We start from the raw sequence: 17692 nt of genomic DNA, 5'->3' as shown, positions 1-17692 counted from the left end.
GCGATCGAGACCATCGGCCGCATCATCGACGAGATGCACGAGAACACGCGCACGATCGTGATCGCGGTCGAGCAGCAGACCAGCACCAGCGCCCAGATCGCCGCGAGCGTGGCCGACTCGGTCGAGCGCACCGAGGAGATCACGCGCGCGATCACGAGCGCCGCCGACGCGAGCAAGAGCTCGGCCCGCGGCGCCGACGAGCTGAAGAAGGTCTCGGTCGAGATGTCGGAGCGCGCGGCCGAGGCCGTGCAGGGCTCGAGCTCGGCCCGCGAGGTCGTGCGCGACGTGGCCGCCGCCGCGCTCGAGAACCGCAAGGTCGCGAACGTGACCCTCGGCGTCGCGAACAAGGTCGCGAGCGAGGTCGAGAGACTCCGCGCCCTGGTCGCCGCCTTCCGAGTATAGTCGGCGCGTGAAGCGTGGGCGCTCAGGCGGCGTGATTTGCGCCGCCTTGTCTCGGCTCGGCCTCGTTGCGTGCTCGCCTGAGGATCGCTGGATCGTCTCGACCGGCCAGCTCGACGGCAAGCCATACATCGCACGCTTCCGCGCGACCGTGCCGCGCCATGTCGACCCGGGCAGCTACCCCACGCTCGTGACCCTCGCCTGGCACTACGACGACGGCGCATCGGGACTTCCAGCCGACGACGTTCGCTCGCGGATGGAGCGGCTCGAGGATCTCCTCGTCGAGCGCGTGGAGGGCAGGCAAGTCGCATTTCACATGGTGACCGTGACCGGCAAGGGCACGCGCGAGTGGCAGTTCTACGCTCGCGCCGAGGACGAGATGATGCGGGCGCTCAACGATGCGCTCCGCGGCGAGCCCGTGTTTCCGATCGAGATCCATCTGGCAGCGGACCCCGACTGGCACCAGTACCACCTGTTGGCGGACCGGAACGAGTAACACCCGGCTCCGGGTCTGCGATAGCATCGGTCCCTGGACATCGGGAGGGTCTCATGAAGCTGCGCAAGCTCGGCCGCACCGGCCTCAAGGTCTCGAATCTCTGTCTCGGCACGATGACCTTCGGGAACACCACCTGGGGCTGTGACGAGCCGACCTCGGCGCGCATCGTGGCGCGCTTCCTCGACGCCGGCGGGAACTTCGTCGACACGGCCGACGTGTACTCGACCGGTGTCTCGGAGGAGATCACGGGCCGCGCCATCCGCAACAAGCGCAGCCAGGTGATCCTCGCGACCAAGGTCGCGGGCCCCATGGGCACCACGCCCAACGACCTGGGACTCTCGCGCAAGCACATTCTCGACGCGGTCGACGCGAGCCTGCGCCGGCTGGGCACCGACTACCTCGACCTGTACCAGGTGCACGCCTACGACCCGACCACGCCGCTCGACGAGACACTGCGCGCGCTCGACGACTGCGTGCGTGCGGGCAAGGTGCGCTACATCGGCTGCTCGAACTTCTCGGCCTGGCAGCTGATGAAGGCCACCGCGCTCGCGAAGGAGCTCGGCACCGCGCGCTTCGACTGCTTGCAGCCGCAGTACTCGCTGGTGTGCCGCTACATCGAGCGCGAGCACCTGCCGCTGTGTCTCGAGGAGGGGATCGGAGTGATTCCCTGGAGCCCGCTGGGCGGCGGCCTGCTCACCGGCAAGATCGGCAAGGGCGGCGCGGCCCCCGACGGCTCGCGCGCGGCGGTCGACCCGATGAACCGCGAGCGCTTCCGCTCGGAGAAGAACCTGGCGATCGCCGACGCCGTGAAGTCGGTGGCGCAGGCGCTGGGCAAGACCCCCAGTCAGATCGCGCTGGGCTGGTGCGCGTCGCAGAAGGGAGTCACTTCGCCGATCTTCGGCGCGCGCACGCTCGACCAGCTCGAAGACAATCTGGGCGCGGCCGACCTGGTGATTCCCGAGGAGCAGGCCAAGCGCCTGGACGAAGCCTCGAAGCTCGAGCTCGTCTACCCCTACGACTTCCACCAGCGCGTGCGCGCCATGATGGGCGCGATGCAGCTCGACTGAGGGCGGGACTCACTTCGCGCTGAGCTGCTCGATCAGCGCCTGCGCGTCCTCGTCGCCCGGGTAGGCGCGCAGCAGGTCCTCGGCGGCCTTGCGCGCCGGATCGCGCTGGCCCGAGTCGCGCAGGATCGTGGCGCGCGCCAGCAGCACGTTGCGGTTGGCGGGCCACTTCTTCGCCGCGGCGTCGAGCAGGCGCAGCGCGTCGGGCGTGCGCTCGAAGGAGTGGAGCGCGATCGCCAGGGTGTAGGTGTATCTCGGCTGGTCGGGGCCGAGCTTCACCGCGCGCTGCAGCGCGTCGATGGCCTTGTCGCGCTCGCGCAGCCGCACCTCGGTGAGCCCCAGCGCGTACTCCACGTCCGCGTTGGCGGGGGCGCGGCTGCGCGCCTCCTCGAGCACGCGCTTCGCCTCGTCGTCGCGGCCCTGGGCGCGGAACGCGTCGGCCCCGTTCACGTACGCGGGGACCCACTTCGGGTCGAGCGCCAGCGCGGCGCGGAACTCGAGCTGGGCCGCGTCGTACTCCTCGCGGCGCGCGTAGTAGGTGCCCAGGTTCACGCGCGCCTCGGGCCGGTCGGCCGCGTAGCGCTGCGCCGCGACGTACTCCTCGGCAGCGCGCGTGCGAGCGGCGCGCCGTGCCTCGGGCACCTGTGAGTCGCCGAGCTCGGCCAGCGCGTCGGCCGCGGAGATGCGCACGGCCAGGGTCGGGTCGGAGAGCAGCGGAAGCAGCGCGACCGCGCGCGGCGACTGCGGGAGGCGCGCGGCCACGTCGATCGCGGCGAGCCGCACCAGCGCGCTCGGGTCCTGCACCCCCTGGGTCACCGCGTCGGTCACCGCCGGGTCGACCGCGCCCTCGAGCCGTTCCAGCGCCGAGGCGCGCACGATCGCCGGCTGCGCCGCATCGGACGCCAGCGCGGCGAGTGACTTCGCCGAGCCCGGCTTGTCGAGCTCGGCGTCGTGGAAGACCGCGGCGAAGCGCTGGAAGCCGCTGGGGTCGTGCCCGGTCCAGGCGCGCACCGTGGCGGCCGCCCAGGCCGCCCCCTTGCCCTTGTGGCACGACTCACAGGGCTGCGGCACGCCCAGGGCGACCGCCTCGGCCGGGCGAGGCACGCGCAGGCTGTGGTCGCGGCGCGGATCGATCTGCATGTACGTCGTGGCCGGCATGTGACACGCCACGCACGCCGCGCCCGCGGAGCTGGGCGAGTGGTGGTGGTGCGCGCGGGTGTCGAAACGCGCTCGGTCGTGGCACTGCGCGCACAGGCCGTTGCCTTCGACGCGCAGGCCGGACGAATGCGGCTCGTGGCAGTCGCTGCACGTGACTCCCTTCGCGTACATCTTGCTCTGCAGGAACGAGCCCCAGGTGTACACCTCGTCGCGCTGCTGGCCGTCGGAGTGGTAGAGGGGCGGAGTCAGGAACGCCGGACGGTAGTGGTCGAGGAAGGGCGCGCCCGCACGGTAGCCTTCGGCAATCTGCGAGCGCCGCGAGTGACACTGCGCGCACATCTCGATCTCGGTCTCGGTCTTGCGCGGCGCGCTGCGCGCGGCCGTGCCGCTGATCGGGCTCGGGGTCCACTGCACGCCGACGCGCTCGCGCAACGACACCGACAGCCCCGTGCCATCGGTGCGGCGCGCCCGCATCCAGGCGACGTGGCGCGAGCCCGGCCCGTGGCACGACTCGCAGCCGACCGAGATCTCGGCGAAGCGCGTATCGAAGCTGCCGCTCGCCGGGTCGTAGCGCTTGCGCACGTCGGTCGAGTGACAGTCGGCGCACATGTAGTTCCAGTTCTGTTGCCGGCCGGTCCAGTGCAGCTCGTCGCCGGCCACGAGCTTCTCGTGCGGGTACAGGTCGAACCAGCGCCGCGCGCGCACGTCCCAGGCCCAGGTGTAGGCCTGCAGCCGCCCGCCGGGCAGCTCGATCAGATACTGCTGCAGCGGGTCGAGGCCGAAGGTGTACTTCACCGGGAAGGTGCCGGGCTTGCCGTCGGGCCCGTTGACCGCCATCGAGTAGCGGCCGTTCTTCGCGCGCAGCGGGCCGCCGACCGTGGCGGCCAGCACGTGACTCGGGTCGGCGGTCTGCATGGCACGCGCATGCTGTGACTCCCGCCAGGCGCCGGCCTCCGGGCCGTGGCAGGTCCCGCACAGGTCGCTGCCCACGTACTCGAGCGTGACCGGCGCCTCCGCTGCGGGCGCGGCCGCCGCGATGGGCTTGGCGACGCGCGGCGAGTGGAAGAGCAGGAACGAGCCGGCCGCGACGACTGTGGCTGCGCCGGCCAGGAGCGCGAGCGTGCGGTGGTTCTCTGGGGTCAAGTCGGGTTCAGCGGCGGAAGGCCGCTGCCAGCGGAGTGAGTGGCGCCCGCGGGCGCGAGCAGGCGGGGGCGCGCCGCGCCGACGGCTCGCCCCAGGGCGGCCGCGTCCGCGACCGCGGAGTCACTTGCGCCGAACGCGCGCGCGAGGAACGCGGGCGCGGCGCGCGCGAACTCCGGCTCGTGCGCCACGGCGACGGCGGTCTCGACCTCGGCCGGCGCGCCGGCCCCGGGCACGCGATCGAGCCAGCGGTAGAGCGCAGGCACCGCGGCCGCGCGGTCCCCGCGGCGCAGCGCCGCCCGCAGCCGCGCGAACGCCCAGGCTTCGGAAGCCTCGCGCGCGCGCCTGCGCGCCTGGCGGCGTTGCTGCAGCACAGTCACCGTGTGCGCCAGGCGCGGCCGGAGCCAGAAGGCCAGCGCGAGCGCTCCCACACCGGCGGCGGCCACCAGGCCCCGCCGCGCCCGAGCGTCTTCTGGCAACGCGAACTCCGGCGGAGCCGCAGGCGCCGGCAGGACGTGCAGCTCGACCGCCGGGGCGCGCGCGCTGCGCAGCGCCTTCGTGTCGAGGTCGAACCAGCGCAGGCTGACTTCAGGCAGCGCGTAGTGGCCGCGAGCTTGCGCGACGTAGGTCGTGGCGTCGATCCGCCGCGCATCGTCGACGTCGGGAGCCTTCGGGTAGGCGGAGAGGCCGGAGACCTCGCCCAGCGCAAGCGGCGGCAGGAACATGCCTGGCGTGCCGTCCGCTTCGACCCGGATCGCGCGCGTGACGGAGTCACCCACGTGCAGCTCCCCTCCTTCGGGCACGAGAGTCTGGGTGAGGCGCAGGTTTCGCGCCACCGGCGCGCCATCGGCGCCCGCCGGTACAGTCACCCCCAGCTGGAACGCCTCGGTCCGGAGCTCGGCGACCGCCGCGCCGCCGCCCGGGGTGACCCGCACGGTGAGTGCCGGGACCTGCAGTGCGCCGGCCACCAGGGGCGTGATCGCGATGTCGCGCTCGAGCCCGTACCAGTCGACTCCCTCGCGGCGGTCGTTCAGGTGCACGCCGCGGTCCTGCACGAGCTTCACCACCGCGCCCGGGATCTCGGGTGGCGCCAGCTCGGGCGCCGAGGTGAAGAACGAGGTGACCCACACGTCGACGTACAGATGCGCGGTCTGGCCGACCAGCGCGTTCCCCGCCGGCTCGAGGCGCGCGCGCACCTCCGCGCGCGGCTCGTCGGCACGCGCCGCGGCCGCGCACAGGAGCAGCGCCGCGCAGGCAGACCAGCCGCGAGTCACTTCGCGCCCTCCGCCTCGATCGCGAACTTCTGGCGCAGGAAATCCGCGGGCGAGGCGCGCAGGTTCCGCATCCACAGCTCCGCGCTCTGCTGCTGGATCATGGCGGCGTCGATCCTGCCGGCCTTCCCGCGCTTGCCTTGCTCGTCGAACTGCACCTCGTCGGGCTTCAGGTTGGGATCCTCGGGCGGGGGCTCGTTCTCGGGCTTGGGCACGAGCTTTGCCACGAGCGCGCGGTTCTGTGACGCCTCGGGAAAGTCCGGCCGCAGCGCGAGCGCCGCGTCGTAGACCGAGACCGCGAGCGCGTACTCACCGAGCCGCGCGCGACAGTTGGCCTGCTCGAAGAGACTCTCCGCGTCGTCGCCGCGCGCGAACTCGACCAGCGCCGCCCGGAACTCGCCGGCACGGTAGAGCGCGATGCCCTTCCAGCGCGAGTCCGCGAAGTGTTTCGCGGCCTCGGCGTACTCGCCGGGCGCGAAGTAGAAGCGTCCCTGCTGGTCCGCCGTGAGGAGCCAGGAGAGACCCGGCAGCGGGTCGGCGGCCGCGCGGCCCGGCGCGCCGGCGAGCAGCGCGGCGAGGACGGCCCCGCTCCAGGCGACGCGCCAGCCGCGGCGGAACTGCAGCGCGGCGAGCAGCGCGATCGGGAACACCAGCGCCCAGCCCGACTCGCGCCAGCGGGTCTCGGCGTGCGCCGCCTGCGCCGCTTCCAGGTGGCGCTGCGCGCGCCGCTCGACCCACGCCACGTCGCCGCCGTCCACGGTCACGCTCGCGATCGGCGCTCCGGACTCGCGCGCCAGTCTCTCGAGCCCCGCGCGGTCGAAGTCTCCGCGCAGCGGGCGGCCGTCGGCATCGGTCACCACGCCGCCGTCGGGCGCGCGCATCGGCCCGCCCGCGGACGTGCCCACGCCGAGCAGCAGCACCTGGCTCGCCGACTCACGGGCGCGCTGCGCGAACGGAGTCACTTGGTCGGCGTCGGCGCCGTCGGCAAAGAACAGCACGGTCCCCTCCGCCGCCGAGTCACCCAGCGCGGACTCGGCGGCGGCGAGCGCGGCCGTCGGGTTCTTGCCCGCCACCGGCATGAGCCGCGTGTCGAGCGCGTCGAGGAAGAGCGCGAGCACCGCCGGATCGTCGGCCGGCGGGAGCACCACGTGCGCGCTGCCGGCCCACACGACCAGGCCCGTGGGCGCGCCGGCGCGCCGGTCGAGCAGGTCGTGGACCTTCTGCTTCACGCGCTCGAGGCGCGTCGGTGACACGTCGGCGGCATCCATCGAGGCCGCGGTCTCGATCGCCACGACCAGCGGCGCGCGGTCCTGCGCGAACGGTGGCCGCTCGCGCTGCCAGGTCGGGCCGGCCAGCGCGACGCCCAGCAGCCCCAGCATCACGGCCAGCACGTGCACGGGACCGATGCGCGCGCCCTGCCCCGCCCTCACCACCAGGTGCGGCAGGAGCACCGGATCGATCAGCCCTTGCCAGCGGCGCAGGGGGTCGCTCCGGCGCGCGAGCAGCCAGGGCAGCGCCGCCGCCGCCGGCACGAGCGGCAGCCAGAGCGGGCGCAGGAAGTGGAAGTCACTAAGCGGCATCGCGCAGCGCCTCCGCCGGGATCGGGCGCCCGCGCCGCGACAGGAGGGCGGCGATCGCGTGATACCCCGCGAGCAAGAGCGCCGCCGCAGCGAGCGGATACTGGAACAGCTCGACCCGAGGCTGGTACTCGAGCCGGCTCACCTTCTCGGGAGTCACCCGGTCGAGCGTGGCGTAGATGTCCTCGAGTCCCGCGCGGTCCTCAGCGCGGAAGAAGCGGCCGCCGGTCGTGTCGGCGATCCTCTGCAGCAAGTCGAGGTCGACCTTGTCCTCGCCCGCGGCCGCGGGATCGCCGATTCCTACGGTGTGAATCACGATGCCGCGCTGCTTCGCGAGTGCCGCGGCGTCGGTCGCGGGCACGCGGCTCGCCGTGTCGGAGCCGTCGGTGAGCAGCACCAGCACTTTCTCGGGCGCAGTCGACTTCTCGCACAGCTTGATGGCCATGCCGATCGCGTCACCGATCGCCGTCTGCGGCCCCGCCATGCCGATGCGCGACGCGGCGAGCAGGCTGCGCACGGCTGCGTGGTCGGTCGTCGGCGGCGCCTGGGGGAAGGCGCCGGTGCCGAACACGATCAGCCCGATCCGATCGTGCGCGCGCCGCGCGATGAACTCGTCGACCACGGCCTTCACCGCGCTCAGGCGGTCGGTCTGCGCACCCTGGGCGTCCCGGAAGTCGCGCGTCTCCATCGACTGCGAGAGGTCGACCGCGAGAAACAGCGCGCGCAGTGACTCGCTGTGGGAGATGGGCGGCTCGAGACGCTGCGGCCGCGCCGCCGCCAGCACGATCAGAACGAACGCGAGCGTGCTCACGACCAGGCCGATGAAGCCCGCGCGCGGCACGACCGCGCCCGGGCTGGGCGTGCGGCCGCTGAGCCGCGCCAGGTCGAGAAAGAACGGCAGGCGCAGGGCCGCCGTGGTCTCGTGGCGCGCGGGAAAGAGCCAGCGCGCCGCGGCGGGCAGCGCGAGCAGCGCGAACGCCCAGGGCGCCTCAAACACCGGCACGGTGGTGCTCGATCCAGTCGCGCGCCAGCCGCAGCAACGCGCGCGTCTCCTCGGCGGACAGCGAGGGCTGTTTCGTATACGAGAGAGTCGCCAGGGCGCGCCCCGGCCCCGCGGCGAACTCACGCCCGCCCATGGTCCCGTCGAGATACTCGAGCCAGGCCGCGCCAGACAGCGCGGCCACGCGCTGCCGCGGCCTCGCCGCCAGGGCCGTGCGCTTCAGCAGCGCAGGCAGGCGCGCGAGGTCACTCGCCTGCTCGAGCCCGGCCAGCTCGCGCAAGGCGGCGCGCCGGTAGGCGTTGGCGCGCCAGCGGCGCAGCGCGCGCCAGGCAAGCGCCGCGACCGCGGCGAGCAGCAGCACGAGCACGGCCCATGCGCCTGGCGTCTCTGGGGTATAGGGCACCGGCGCCGGCAGCGGCAGCTCGGCCAGCCCCTGCAGCGCGCCGGACGAGTCAGGCATGGGCGGGCCCGCGACGCCCGCGTCCCAGCAGGCGACTCATCTCCTCGACCGGGTCCCGGTCGGTCGAGATCGCGAACAGCGGCGCCGCCGCGCGCCGCAAGAGCTCCGCCACGCGCACGAGCCGGCCCGCGAAGAAGCTCTCGAGCGGCTCGCGCAGCTTGCGATCGGCCAGGTCGAGCTCGACCTGCAGCTCGCCGCTCGACGCCACGAGCTCGCCCCGCCCGCCGCTGGCCCGCGCCGCGGGGTCGAACACCAGCACGCCCACCACGTCGTTGTGCGCGCCCAGCGCGCGCAGCAGCTCGAGCGTGCGCTCGCCCGCGCCTGCGAAGTCACTCACCACGCACACCAGGTGGTCATGGGTCGCCGCGTGCAGTGCCGACTCGAGCGCCCGATCGAGCATGCCGTCGCCGGGAGTCACCGCCAGGTCCGCGCGCAACGCCGTGTTGCGCGCGGCGATCGCGCCCAGCACCTGGTGCACGCGCGCGCGGCTGCGCAGCGCCGAGATGCGCACCAGGTCCGAGTCGCCGAACACGACTGCGCCCACGCGGTCCCCCGCGCGAAACGCCATCCAGGCGACCAGCGCCGCGACCTCCGCGGCGACGACCGACTTCAGCGCGCGGCGCGTGCCGAAGAACATCGACATGCGCTGGTCCACGACCACGAGCACCGGCCGGTCGCGCTCCTCGCTGTAGGCGCGCACCTGAGGCCGCCCGGTGCGCAGAGTGACTCGCCAGTCCAGGTTGCGCACGTCGTCGCCCGGCAGGTAGGCGCGAATCTCCTCGAAGTCGAGCCCGCGCCCGCGCACGCGCGAGCCGTGCTGGCCCGCGAGCACGCTGCCCCGCCGCTGGCGCGGCAGGAGCGAGAGGCCTCGCGCGCGCCACTCGAAGCGCGCCAGGTGCTCCACCGAGACGTACGCCGCGCCCAGATCGCCAGCCACGAACGACCTACGCGGGGACCGCGACGAGCTCGACGAGCTTGTCGACGACCTGGTCGGGAGTGACTCCGTCGGCGTTCGCGTCGTAGGAGAGGATCAGCCGGTGGCGCAGCACCGGGTGCACCACGGCCCGCACGTCGTCGGGAGTCACGTGGTCGTGGCCCTCGAGCCAGGCGTGGGCGCGCGACACGCGGTCCAGGCCAATGCCGCCGCGCGGGCTCGAGCCCACCTGGATCCACTTGGCCAGGGGCTCGCCGTACTTGTCGCCGTGCCGCGTCGCGTTCAGCAGGTCGACGATGTAGCGCTCGATCGCGGGCGCGACGTGCACCGCGTCGACCGCGCGCCGGGCGGCCAGGATGCGCTCGACCGGAATCGCGGCCGGCGCCGCGCCCGCCTTCGCGCCCGCCTCCTCGCCGCGCACGAGCTCTAGCACCGCCTGCTCGCTCTCGGGGTCGGGATAGGTGATCAACACCTTCATCAGGAAGCGGTCGAGCTGCGCTTCGGGCAGGGGATACGTACCCTCCTGCTCGATCGGATTCTGGGTCGCGAGCACCATGAACAGCTCGGGCAGCTTGTGAGTCGTGCCCGCCACGGTGACTTGCCGCTCCTCCATCGCCTCGAGCAGCGCGGCCTGCACCTTGGCGGGCGCGCGGTTGATCTCGTCGGCGAGGATCACGTTGCCGAACAATGGCCCGGGCTGGAACTGGAACACGTTCTTCCCGCCGTCCTGGTGCAGCACCTCGGAGCCGGTGAGGTCCGAGGGCAGGAGGTCGGGCGTGAATTGGATGCGGCGCATCTGCGCGTCGAGCGCGCGCGCCAGGCTCTTCACTGCGCGGGTCTTCGCCAGGCCGGGGAGACTCTCGAGCAGCAAGTGACCGTCGGCCAGGAGCCCGAGCATCATCTGTGCGATCAGCTCGCGCTGGCCGATGATCGAAGCCTCGACCCGCTTCTGCAGCTCCGCGACCGCCGCGCGCTCGTCCATCACTTCGCGTCCGGGTAGACGAGCTTCCAGTCGGACTTCATGTCGACCAGCGTCCAGCCCTTCTGAGTCGCCTCGTCCCAGGCCTTGTCGAGCTTGCCGATCGGTGACTTGCGGTCGTAGGCCCACTCACGCTCGGCGTCGGTGTGGTGCACGATGCCCGCGAAGCGCGCGCCGTCTCCCGCCTTGGTCCACTCCAGCATCTCGCGGTCACCGTCGGAGTTGCCGAAGGCCAGCACCGGCCGGCGCCCGATGGCCTTCTGGATCCCGACGGGCTTGCCCGGGCCGTCGTCGACGAAGTCGATCTGCGGGAGCTTCACGATCACGGGCGTTCCGCCGCGCAGCTCGTATTTCAGCTTGCCCGAGCTGCCGATCACCTGCTGCGGCGGAATCCCATAGGCGCGCTCGGCCCAGACGCGCATGAACTCGACCCCGCCGCCCGAGACGATGAAGGTCTGGTAGCCGGAGAGGCGCAGATAGCCGAGCAGCTCGAGCATGGGCTGGTAGATGCAGCGGTCGTAGGGGCGCTTCCAGCGCGGGTGCTGCGCGGTCGCGAGCCAGTCACTGACCGTCTTCGCAAACTCGTCGGTGGTCATGCCCGCGTGAGTCGCGGCCAGGAGCTCGGCCATGCCCTTCTGGCCGGTGGCGAGCGCCCCCTTCACGTCGCCGGCCAGGACGGACTTGAACGGCTGCTTGGCCTTCCACTCCGGGTGCTGCGGCGCCAGCACCTTCACGCGCTCGAGCGCGAATTGCGCCTGGAAGTAGAGCGGCTGCTCCGACCAGAGCGTGCCGTCGTTGTCGAACACGGCGATGCGCGCCTCGGGCGCGACGAAATCGGCCGAGCCGGCGGTCGTGGTCTTGCGCACGAACTCCACGATCGCCTGCTTGGCCGGTCCGTCGTTCCAGGACGGCAGTGAGTCCTGCGCGCCGGCCAGCCGCGCGGCGGCGAGCGCCGCGAGAAAGACGCTGCGCAGCGCCACCGATCTCACTCAGCCCTCCCCTTCCAGGAGCGCCAGACCGCAGCTCGCGCACGAGCTCGCGCCCTCGGTCACCGGCTCCTGGCACGCCGGGCAGTGACCCGCGTCCGTGCTCTGGCCCTCGAAGTTCTCGGGCAGGTCGGGGAAGAGCTCGAGCATGACCTCGCGGTCGATCTCCTGGGCGAGCTCGAGCTCTTCCTTGGGCACGAAGACGCCCCACACGCCGTCGGTCGAGCGCCGCTCGCCGATCGCCGCGACCCGGTGCGGCACGCCCTCTTCGTCGAGCCGCGTCGCGAGCGCGTTCACCCAGTCGAAGGTCGCGCTGCGCAGGAGCAGGAGCTCGCCCGCGGAATCACTCATGAGCCGCGCACCACTCCGGGCTCGAGCAGACCGCGACCCGGCACGAAGTTCGCTTCGAGACGGATCCCGTCCGGGTCTTCGAACAGCACCGAATAGTAGCCCGGCGCGAACTGCGCCTCTTCGGGTTTGTGCACGATCTTCGCGCCGCGCGCCAGCAGGAAGGCGTAGAGTGAGTCGACGTCCTCGCGCGAGCGCGCGCGAAAGCACAGGTGGTGCAAGCCGCTGCGGCCTTGCGAGAACGCGTCGCGCGCCTCGGGACCCGACGCCGGCCGCAGGCCGAGCGCGGTGCGCCCGCCGACGCAGTAGTAGTACTCCGGCGAGTCGATCACGGGCGTGAGTCCCAGGAACGGGAGCAGCGCGCCGTAGAACGCGCGCGCCTTCGGGAAGTCGCGCACGGCCAGAATCACGTGCGCCATGCCGTTGATTTCCATCGGCGCAGTGTACCAAGGGATGCTATCGAACGAGCCATGGACTCCCCCACGAACGGACTGGTCGACCTGCTCGCCCTCGAGGAGATCGAGCGCAACATCTTCCGCGGCAAGAACGAAGGCGGGCAGCGCGAGCGTCTGTTCGGCGGCCAGGTGGCGGCGCAGGCGCTGGCGGCCGCGGGGCGCACGGTCGAGGGGCGGTCCGCCCACTCACTCCACGCCTACTTCCTGCGTCCGGGCGATCCCTCGCTGCCCGTGCTCTACACCGTGGACCGGATCCGCGACGGCCAGAGCTTCACCACGCGCCGGGTCGTGGCGGTGCAGAAGGGCCAGGCGATCTTCACCGTCGCCGTCTCGTTCCAGGTGCGTGAGCTCGGCTACGAGCACCAGCAGCTCGAGATGCCCGCCGCGCCGCCGCCCGAGTCACTTCCCACCTGGCAGGAGCGCGCCGCCGCGCTGCCCCAGGGCTCGTTCCCGTGGACGCGCGGCGAGCGTCCGGTCGACCTGCGCCACGTGGAGGCGCCGACCTTCCTGGGCGGGCCGCAGCGGCGAGGCGGCAACCTGGTGTGGTTCCGCGCCACCGGAGCGCTGCCCGAGGACCCGTTCTTCCACCGCTGCGTAGTCGCGTACGCGAGTGACATGTCGTTGCTCGACACGGTCATCCTCCCGCACGGTCGCACGGGGCCGCTCGGGGCGCTCATGATGGCGAGCCTCGACCACGCGCTCTGGTTCCACAAGGACGTGCGCGCCGACGAGTGGCTGCTCTACGCGCAGGAGAGCCCGGTCGCGGCGGGCGCGCGCGGCTTCGCGCGCGGGACGATCTTCACGCGCGCGGGCGAGCTCGTGGCTTCGGTCGCGCAGGAAGGGCTCATGCGCCCGACCGGCCAGGCGCACGACCGCTCGCTCTAGCGACTCACCTGGTAGCGCTCGGGCAGGGGCGCGCGCACGATCGCGGCGTCGCAGGTCAGCGTGGCGTAGACCGAGCCGTCGGAGACGAACGCGCTGTAGAACAGCGAGGGATCGTTCTCGGTCACGCACTCCTTCGGCCGCTCGAGCTGGATGCGCGCGTGCTCGTAGTTCCCGCCCGTCTGGCGCACCACCTCGACGCGGCCCGACCAGAAGGCGATCACGGCCGTGCCGTCGGGCGCGAAGTGGATGTCCTGCGCGAAGTCGTGCGGCTCGCGCGGGCCGAGGTCCACCGTCAAGAGCTCCGTGCCCGCGCGCACCACGCGCAGGCCGAGCCGTCCTGCGCGCTCTGCCACGAAGAAGCCGCGGCCCGTGGCGTCGAAGGCCATGAACTCGAGCTCGTAGGGCGGGTCGAAGCGCTCGCGCACGGCGAGGTCGGGCCCCAGATGGAACGCCGCGAAGGTGACCGACTTGTCCGGCGCGATCACGTCCGCGTTCAGCCACACCTCGCCGCTCAGCGGGTCGACGGCGATGCTCTTCGGCGCGGTGACCACGCCCTTGCGCACGTGGAGCGCCACCTCGCGCAAAAGCGCCCCCTCGGGCGAGATCACCGCCACGCCGCCGTCCTTGCCGCCGGCGCCGTAGCGAGTCACGTACAGGTTCAGGTCCGGGCCGAGCGCGATCTCGTTCAGCCCCGGGCCGAGTGAGTCGAAGCGCTCCACGTCGCCCATGCCGGGGCGCACGCGGCCCATCTCCTCGAAGTAGGTCGTGTAGTAGACCCAGCCGTTGGGGTGCGCGAGCACGTCCCAGACCGACGAGCGCGAGTCCGGGCCCGGCCGGCGCGCGATCAAGGGCGGCAGGAACGCCTCGTGCGCCACGTCGAAGCGGCCGATCGCGTGGGCGCTGGGCTCGAGCAGGTCGGCGGTGGGATCGCCGCCGTGCGCGTGGTACTGGCTCCAGAACGGCGAGAGACCGAAGTAGATCACTCCCGCGCGCTCGTCGCCGAACCAGGCCGAATAGCGCTCGCCGCCGCCCAGCCCGAGCATGTAGGTGCGAAACACTTTGGGCGGCGGGCCGCGCAGCGCGCAGCCGCACAGGGCCAGCGCGAGCAGGCTGTGGCACACTCGCGCGATGCCCATCTTCGACGAAGTGAATCGGGAAATGAAGGACGCCATGAAGACCCAGCAGAAGCTGCGGCTGCAGGCGTTCCGCAACATCCGCGCGGCGTTCCTGCTGCGGCTGAAGGAGGACGGCTCGACCACGCTCACCGACGAGCAGGCGGTGCCGATCCTGCGCAAGCTCGAGAAACAGCGCCGCGAGTCGATCGAGGCCTTCGAGGGCGCGGGCCGCACCGAGCAGGCCGCGGCCGAGCGCGCCGAGCTCGAGATCATCCTGGGCTATCTCCCCGCGCAGGCCGACGAAGCCACGCTGCGCCAGTGGGTGAGCGCGGCGATCGCCGAGACGGGCGCGAAGTCGGCCAAGGACCTGGGCCGTGTGATGGGCGCAGTGATGAAGGCGCACAAGGGCGACGTCGACGGGAACGAGGCGCGGCGGATCGCGGCTGAGCTTTTGCCGGCGTAGCGCGAGTCACTTCTCTTCGGGCCGGCGCCGGCGCGCGCTCGCCGCGTAGGCCGTGAAGCGCTCGCGGTCGCCGGGCTGGAGCGGGTCGCGCCCGGCCAGGAACAGCTCGAGGTGCGGGAAGTCGTCGAAGCCCCAGAACAGCTCGCCGTCGACCAGCGCCGTGGGCACGCCGAACACGCCGTCGGCCAGCGCGCGCTCGGTGGCCTCGCGCAGGCTGGCCTTCACCGAGTCACTCGCCGCGTCCTTGACCAGGCGCTCGCCGTCGAGGCCCGCCGCGCGCGCGATCTCTGCCACCTCGGCGGGATCGGCCGGGTCGCGCGACTCGGCCCAGACCGCGCGGAACAAGCCGTCGATCAGGCGCCGGCGCGGCTCGCCCGCGGGCGCCGCATGAGTCACGCGCAGCGCGAGCAGCGGCGGAAACGGGTGGGTCTTCGGCGGGGCGATCGGCACGCCGAGCCGGCGCGCCTTGCGCGCCACGTCGAGCATCATCCAGCGCGCCTTGGGCGGCACCTCGGCCGGACCCAGCTGCCCGTGCGCGTTCAGGAGGCCCGCAAACAGCACCGCCTCGGGCTCGACCGTCCGGCCGTGCCGCTCGGCCATCGGCCCGATCTGCGTCCACGCCAGATAGGCGTTGTGCGAGATGTAGTCGAACAAGAACCGGATGGGCCCAGGCACGCGCCGGACGATAGCAAGCCGAGCGAGGGGAGCCCTGGGCGAAGGCCCCCCCGAGCCTTACACACACCACTCGAGGATCAGGCTCTCGTCGGAGTCGGCGGGCGCGGGCAGGAGACACACGATGTTCCGCAGCACGTCCGGGAACTGCCACTCCTCCGAGACCCCGGCGTAGAAGGCCTCGGCCAGGTCGTGCGTGAGCTGACGCAGCGTGGCTTGCGCCGGGTCGACCTCGGCCTCGCGCAGCAGGAGCTGCAGGTCGAGCTTGGGCTCGTCGCCCAGCGCCCCCTTGAACAGCGCGGCGTCGGCGGCTCGAAGCTGCGCGTCGGGCGCGAGCTCCGAGAGACACGTGATCAGCCGCAGGAAGAGTGTGTACGGCGTCGACGACTCGTCGTGCTGCACCACCCCGAGCACGCCCACCGGCTCGGAGTCGATCATGTGGCCCACGTAATCGAGGCCGTCGAGCGCGGGCGAGGGCATGCCCGTGCCGCCCGAGACCGACGCGATGTTGCGGGCGACGCAGGAGAACTCGAACGGCACGGTGTCGAACACGGTCACCGAGCCGTTCGCGAACAGTCTCTCGAGCATGACCCGGCGTGTGGCGGGGTCCTCCGAGTCCGGTGACAGCACCTGGAACTGCTGCTCGTCCGGGTCACAGCAGCTCTCGACCGCGACGTACGCGTCGACGAACTCCTGGATCAGGACCTCGGGGTTCTGCAGATAGTCGACGCACTCGCGCATCTGCCCTTCGAGGGGGAGCGAGCGCGCGCGCTCGAAGCGCTGCCTCAGGATCGTGCTCGGGAAACGTATGGAAAGGTCCGCCAAGTGGGTGTCCGCCACACACAATATCGGCAGCGAACATGCCGAGTTAGAGTGCGGTGTCTGTCATCGGGATCATCGGGGCCGGACGCGTCGGCACGGCGCTGGCGCTGGCGCTGGCAGAGAAGGGCCAGCGCGTCGCGGCCGTCGCCAGCCGGCGCGACAACAGCGCCCGCGCGCTCGCGCGTCGGATCGACGGCGCCGAAGCCCGCTCGGCGCAAGAGGTCGCCCAGCGCTGTGACTGGGTGTTCCTGACGCTGCCCGACTCCGCGGTGGCCGCGGTCGCCTCCGAGCTGACCTGGCGCGCGGGTCAGGCCGTGGTGCACACGAGCGGCGCCCTCGACCTCTCGGCCCTCGACCGCGCCGCGGCCCAGGACGCGCTGCCGGGCGCCTTCCACCCGCTGCGCGCCTTTCCCGCCGGCGACCCGGGGCCGAACGCGTTCGGGGGAGTCACGATCGGGATCTGTGCCGGCCCCGCCCTGTCACCGCAGCTCGAAGCGCTGGCGGGGAGCCTGGGCGGGCGCGCGCTGCGCGTCGACGGCGCGGACCGCACGCTCTACCACGCCGCCGCGGTGTTCGCGAGCAACTACGCGGTAGCGCTCCTGCTCGCCGCGCGCCGCGCCTGGACGCTCGCCGGACTGCCCGAGGCCGAAGCGCGCGCCGCGCTCGCGCCGCTGCTCGCCGGCGCGGCGGCCAACGCGGCGCAGCAGCCGCTCGAGCGCGCGCTCTCCGGGCCGATCGTGCGCGGCGACGCGGACACGATCGCGCGCCACCTCGAGAAGCTCGCGCGCGCGCCCGAGCTCGCCGACCTGTACCGCGCGCTGGGCGCGCAGCTGCTCGACCTGGACCTGGGTCACTCGCCCGAGACCAGGGACAAGATCCGCAAGGCGCTGCTGCGCTAGGCGCAGCTCAGAACTCGGTCAGGACCTTCTCGACCCGGTCCGACACGGACGCGTCGTTCGCGCGCGCGAGCTTCACGAACACGCGCAGGAACGGGTCGGGGTCGGCGAAGCGCAGCGCGCAGCCCGCCGGCGTCTCGCGCACGAACTTCGCCAGCATGATGATCGGCTCGGGCGACTTGAGCCAGCGCATCTCGAGTGACACCGAGGTGCCGGGCGCCAGGCGTGGCGGGCGGCACTCGACGCGCACGCCGCTGTCCGAGATGTCGACCAGCGTGCCCTCGTGCTCCGTCGTGCCGACGCGCAGCACGACGGGAATGCGCACGATGTAGCGCGGAGCGACCCGCCGGGCGGGCGTTTCGAGGAGCTGCTCCTCGTCTTCTGCCATGTCGTCGTACTTCGGACGAATCGCGGGTTCTGTTGAGATCGGAATCACATCGAGCGTCGGGATCCCAGCGCTCCGCTCATCGCGCAGTGTCAAGGAACCGACAGCAGAGCGCGCCAGGGCCCGGGTCGAGACACTTGCCCCGGTCTGGCCCGGCGGCCGAAACCGCTCGCTTTCCGCTTTGTTT

At 72.4% G+C, this 17692-nt stretch carries 20 protein-coding genes; 6 read left to right on the top strand and 14 right to left on the bottom strand.

Annotation, left to right across the window (positions count from 1 at the left end; all coding sequences use genetic code 11):
* From VMR86_17840 to VMR86_17830, 3 genes are all read left to right on the top strand, one after another.
* On the top strand, positions 1 to 402 hold a 402-nt coding region (locus VMR86_17840), incomplete at its 5' end, for a hypothetical protein (GenBank protein ID HTO08916.1).
* Between the two features lie 46 nt (positions 403 to 448).
* The gene (locus tag VMR86_17835; protein ID HTO08915.1) at positions 449 to 895 is read left to right on the top strand and encodes a DUF695 domain-containing protein; all 447 of its coding nucleotides are present in this window, start codon (positions 449 to 451) and stop codon (positions 893 to 895) included.
* Between the two features lie 53 nt (positions 896 to 948).
* A complete protein-coding gene (locus VMR86_17830; protein HTO08914.1) occupies positions 949 to 1962 on the top strand; it encodes an aldo/keto reductase in 1014 nt (337 codons plus the stop codon).
* A 9-nt stretch (positions 1963 to 1971) separates the two neighbouring features.
* Here VMR86_17830 and VMR86_17825 read toward each other — a convergent pair whose 3' ends face one another.
* Genes VMR86_17825 through VMR86_17780 form a run of 10 tightly spaced genes read right to left on the bottom strand, consistent with a single transcriptional unit; the run spans position 1972 to position 12246 of the window.
* Positions 1972 to 4260 (bottom strand): tetratricopeptide repeat protein, encoded by a 2289-nt coding sequence (locus VMR86_17825; GenBank protein ID HTO08913.1) that lies wholly within the window; start codon positions 4258 to 4260, stop codon positions 1972 to 1974.
* Complete coding sequence (locus tag VMR86_17820) at positions 4257 to 5531, bottom strand: hypothetical protein (GenBank protein ID HTO08912.1); 1275 nt, start codon at positions 5529 to 5531, stop codon at positions 4257 to 4259. The genes VMR86_17825 and VMR86_17820 overlap by 4 nt, the downstream gene beginning before the upstream one ends.
* Positions 5528 to 7108 (bottom strand): VWA domain-containing protein, encoded by a 1581-nt coding sequence (locus VMR86_17815; protein ID HTO08911.1) that lies wholly within the window; start codon positions 7106 to 7108, stop codon positions 5528 to 5530. Before VMR86_17815 ends, VMR86_17820 begins: the two co-directional genes overlap by 4 nt.
* Positions 7098 to 8108 carry a VWA domain-containing protein gene (locus VMR86_17810; protein ID HTO08910.1) on the bottom strand — a complete coding sequence of 337 codons (1011 nt, stop codon included), beginning with the start codon at positions 8106 to 8108 and terminating at the stop codon, positions 7098 to 7100. Before VMR86_17810 ends, VMR86_17815 begins: the two co-directional genes overlap by 11 nt.
* Positions 8095 to 8565, bottom strand: a complete 471-nt coding sequence (locus VMR86_17805) for a DUF4381 domain-containing protein (protein ID HTO08909.1) — start codon at positions 8563 to 8565, stop codon at positions 8095 to 8097. Before VMR86_17805 ends, VMR86_17810 begins: the two co-directional genes overlap by 14 nt.
* Complete coding sequence (locus tag VMR86_17800; protein HTO08908.1) at positions 8558 to 9502, bottom strand: DUF58 domain-containing protein; 945 nt, start codon at positions 9500 to 9502, stop codon at positions 8558 to 8560. The genes VMR86_17805 and VMR86_17800 overlap by 8 nt, the downstream gene beginning before the upstream one ends.
* 7 nt (positions 9503 to 9509) lie before the next feature.
* Positions 9510 to 10481 carry a MoxR family ATPase gene (locus VMR86_17795; protein HTO08907.1) on the bottom strand — a complete coding sequence of 324 codons (972 nt, stop codon included), beginning with the start codon at positions 10479 to 10481 and terminating at the stop codon, positions 9510 to 9512.
* Positions 10481 to 11458, bottom strand: coding sequence for an HAD family hydrolase (locus tag VMR86_17790; protein HTO08906.1), 978 nt, complete (start codon positions 11456 to 11458; stop codon positions 10481 to 10483). Before VMR86_17790 ends, VMR86_17795 begins: the two co-directional genes overlap by 1 nt.
* Before the next feature lie 9 nt (positions 11459 to 11467).
* On the bottom strand, positions 11468 to 11815 hold the full coding sequence (locus VMR86_17785; GenBank protein ID HTO08905.1) for a hypothetical protein: 348 nt from the start codon (positions 11813 to 11815) through the stop codon (positions 11468 to 11470).
* Positions 11812 to 12246, bottom strand: coding sequence for a VOC family protein (locus VMR86_17780; protein ID HTO08904.1), 435 nt, complete (start codon positions 12244 to 12246; stop codon positions 11812 to 11814). The genes VMR86_17785 and VMR86_17780 overlap by 4 nt, the downstream gene beginning before the upstream one ends.
* A 36-nt stretch (positions 12247 to 12282) precedes the next feature.
* On the opposite strand from VMR86_17780, the gene VMR86_17775 reads away from it, so the two are divergent.
* Positions 12283 to 13152 carry an acyl-CoA thioesterase II gene (locus tag VMR86_17775; GenBank protein HTO08903.1) on the top strand — a complete coding sequence of 290 codons (870 nt, stop codon included), beginning with the start codon at positions 12283 to 12285 and terminating at the stop codon, positions 13150 to 13152.
* Here VMR86_17775 and VMR86_17770 read toward each other — a convergent pair.
* A complete protein-coding gene (locus VMR86_17770; protein ID HTO08902.1) occupies positions 13149 to 14288 on the bottom strand; it encodes a hypothetical protein in 1140 nt (379 codons plus the stop codon). The genes VMR86_17775 and VMR86_17770 overlap by 4 nt on opposite strands.
* On the opposite strand from VMR86_17770, the gene VMR86_17765 reads away from it, so the two are divergent.
* Complete coding sequence (locus VMR86_17765) at positions 14281 to 14730, top strand: GatB/YqeY domain-containing protein (GenBank protein HTO08901.1); 450 nt, start codon at positions 14281 to 14283, stop codon at positions 14728 to 14730. The genes VMR86_17770 and VMR86_17765 overlap by 8 nt on opposite strands.
* 6 nt (positions 14731 to 14736) lie before the next feature.
* On the opposite strand, the gene VMR86_17760 is transcribed toward VMR86_17765, so the two are convergent.
* Positions 14737 to 15405 (bottom strand): 2-hydroxychromene-2-carboxylate isomerase, encoded by a 669-nt coding sequence (locus tag VMR86_17760; protein HTO08900.1) that lies wholly within the window; start codon positions 15403 to 15405, stop codon positions 14737 to 14739.
* A 57-nt stretch (positions 15406 to 15462) separates the two neighbouring features.
* Entirely contained in the window at positions 15463 to 16143 is a 681-nt protein-coding gene (locus VMR86_17755; GenBank protein HTO08899.1) for a hypothetical protein, read from the bottom strand.
* Positions 16144 to 16280: 137 nt separating this feature from the next.
* On the opposite strand from VMR86_17755, the gene VMR86_17750 reads away from it, so the two are divergent.
* A complete protein-coding gene (locus tag VMR86_17750) occupies positions 16281 to 17123 on the top strand; it encodes a DUF2520 domain-containing protein (GenBank protein ID HTO08898.1) in 843 nt (280 codons plus the stop codon).
* 7 nt (positions 17124 to 17130) lie between these two features.
* Here the strand turns inward: VMR86_17750 and VMR86_17745 are convergent, their stop codons facing one another.
* Positions 17131 to 17508: a PilZ domain-containing protein gene (locus VMR86_17745; protein ID HTO08897.1), complete on the bottom strand. Its 378-nt coding sequence runs from the start codon at positions 17506 to 17508 to the stop codon at positions 17131 to 17133.
* Positions 17509 to 17692 lie beyond the last annotated feature (184 nt).

Source organism: Myxococcota bacterium, from assembly GCA_035498015.1.
Taxonomy (GTDB): Bacteria; Myxococcota_A; UBA9160; order SZUA-336; family SZUA-336; genus VGRW01.
Note: the sequence above shows the minus strand (reverse complement) of the source record. Positions and strands in the feature narration are given on the sequence as shown.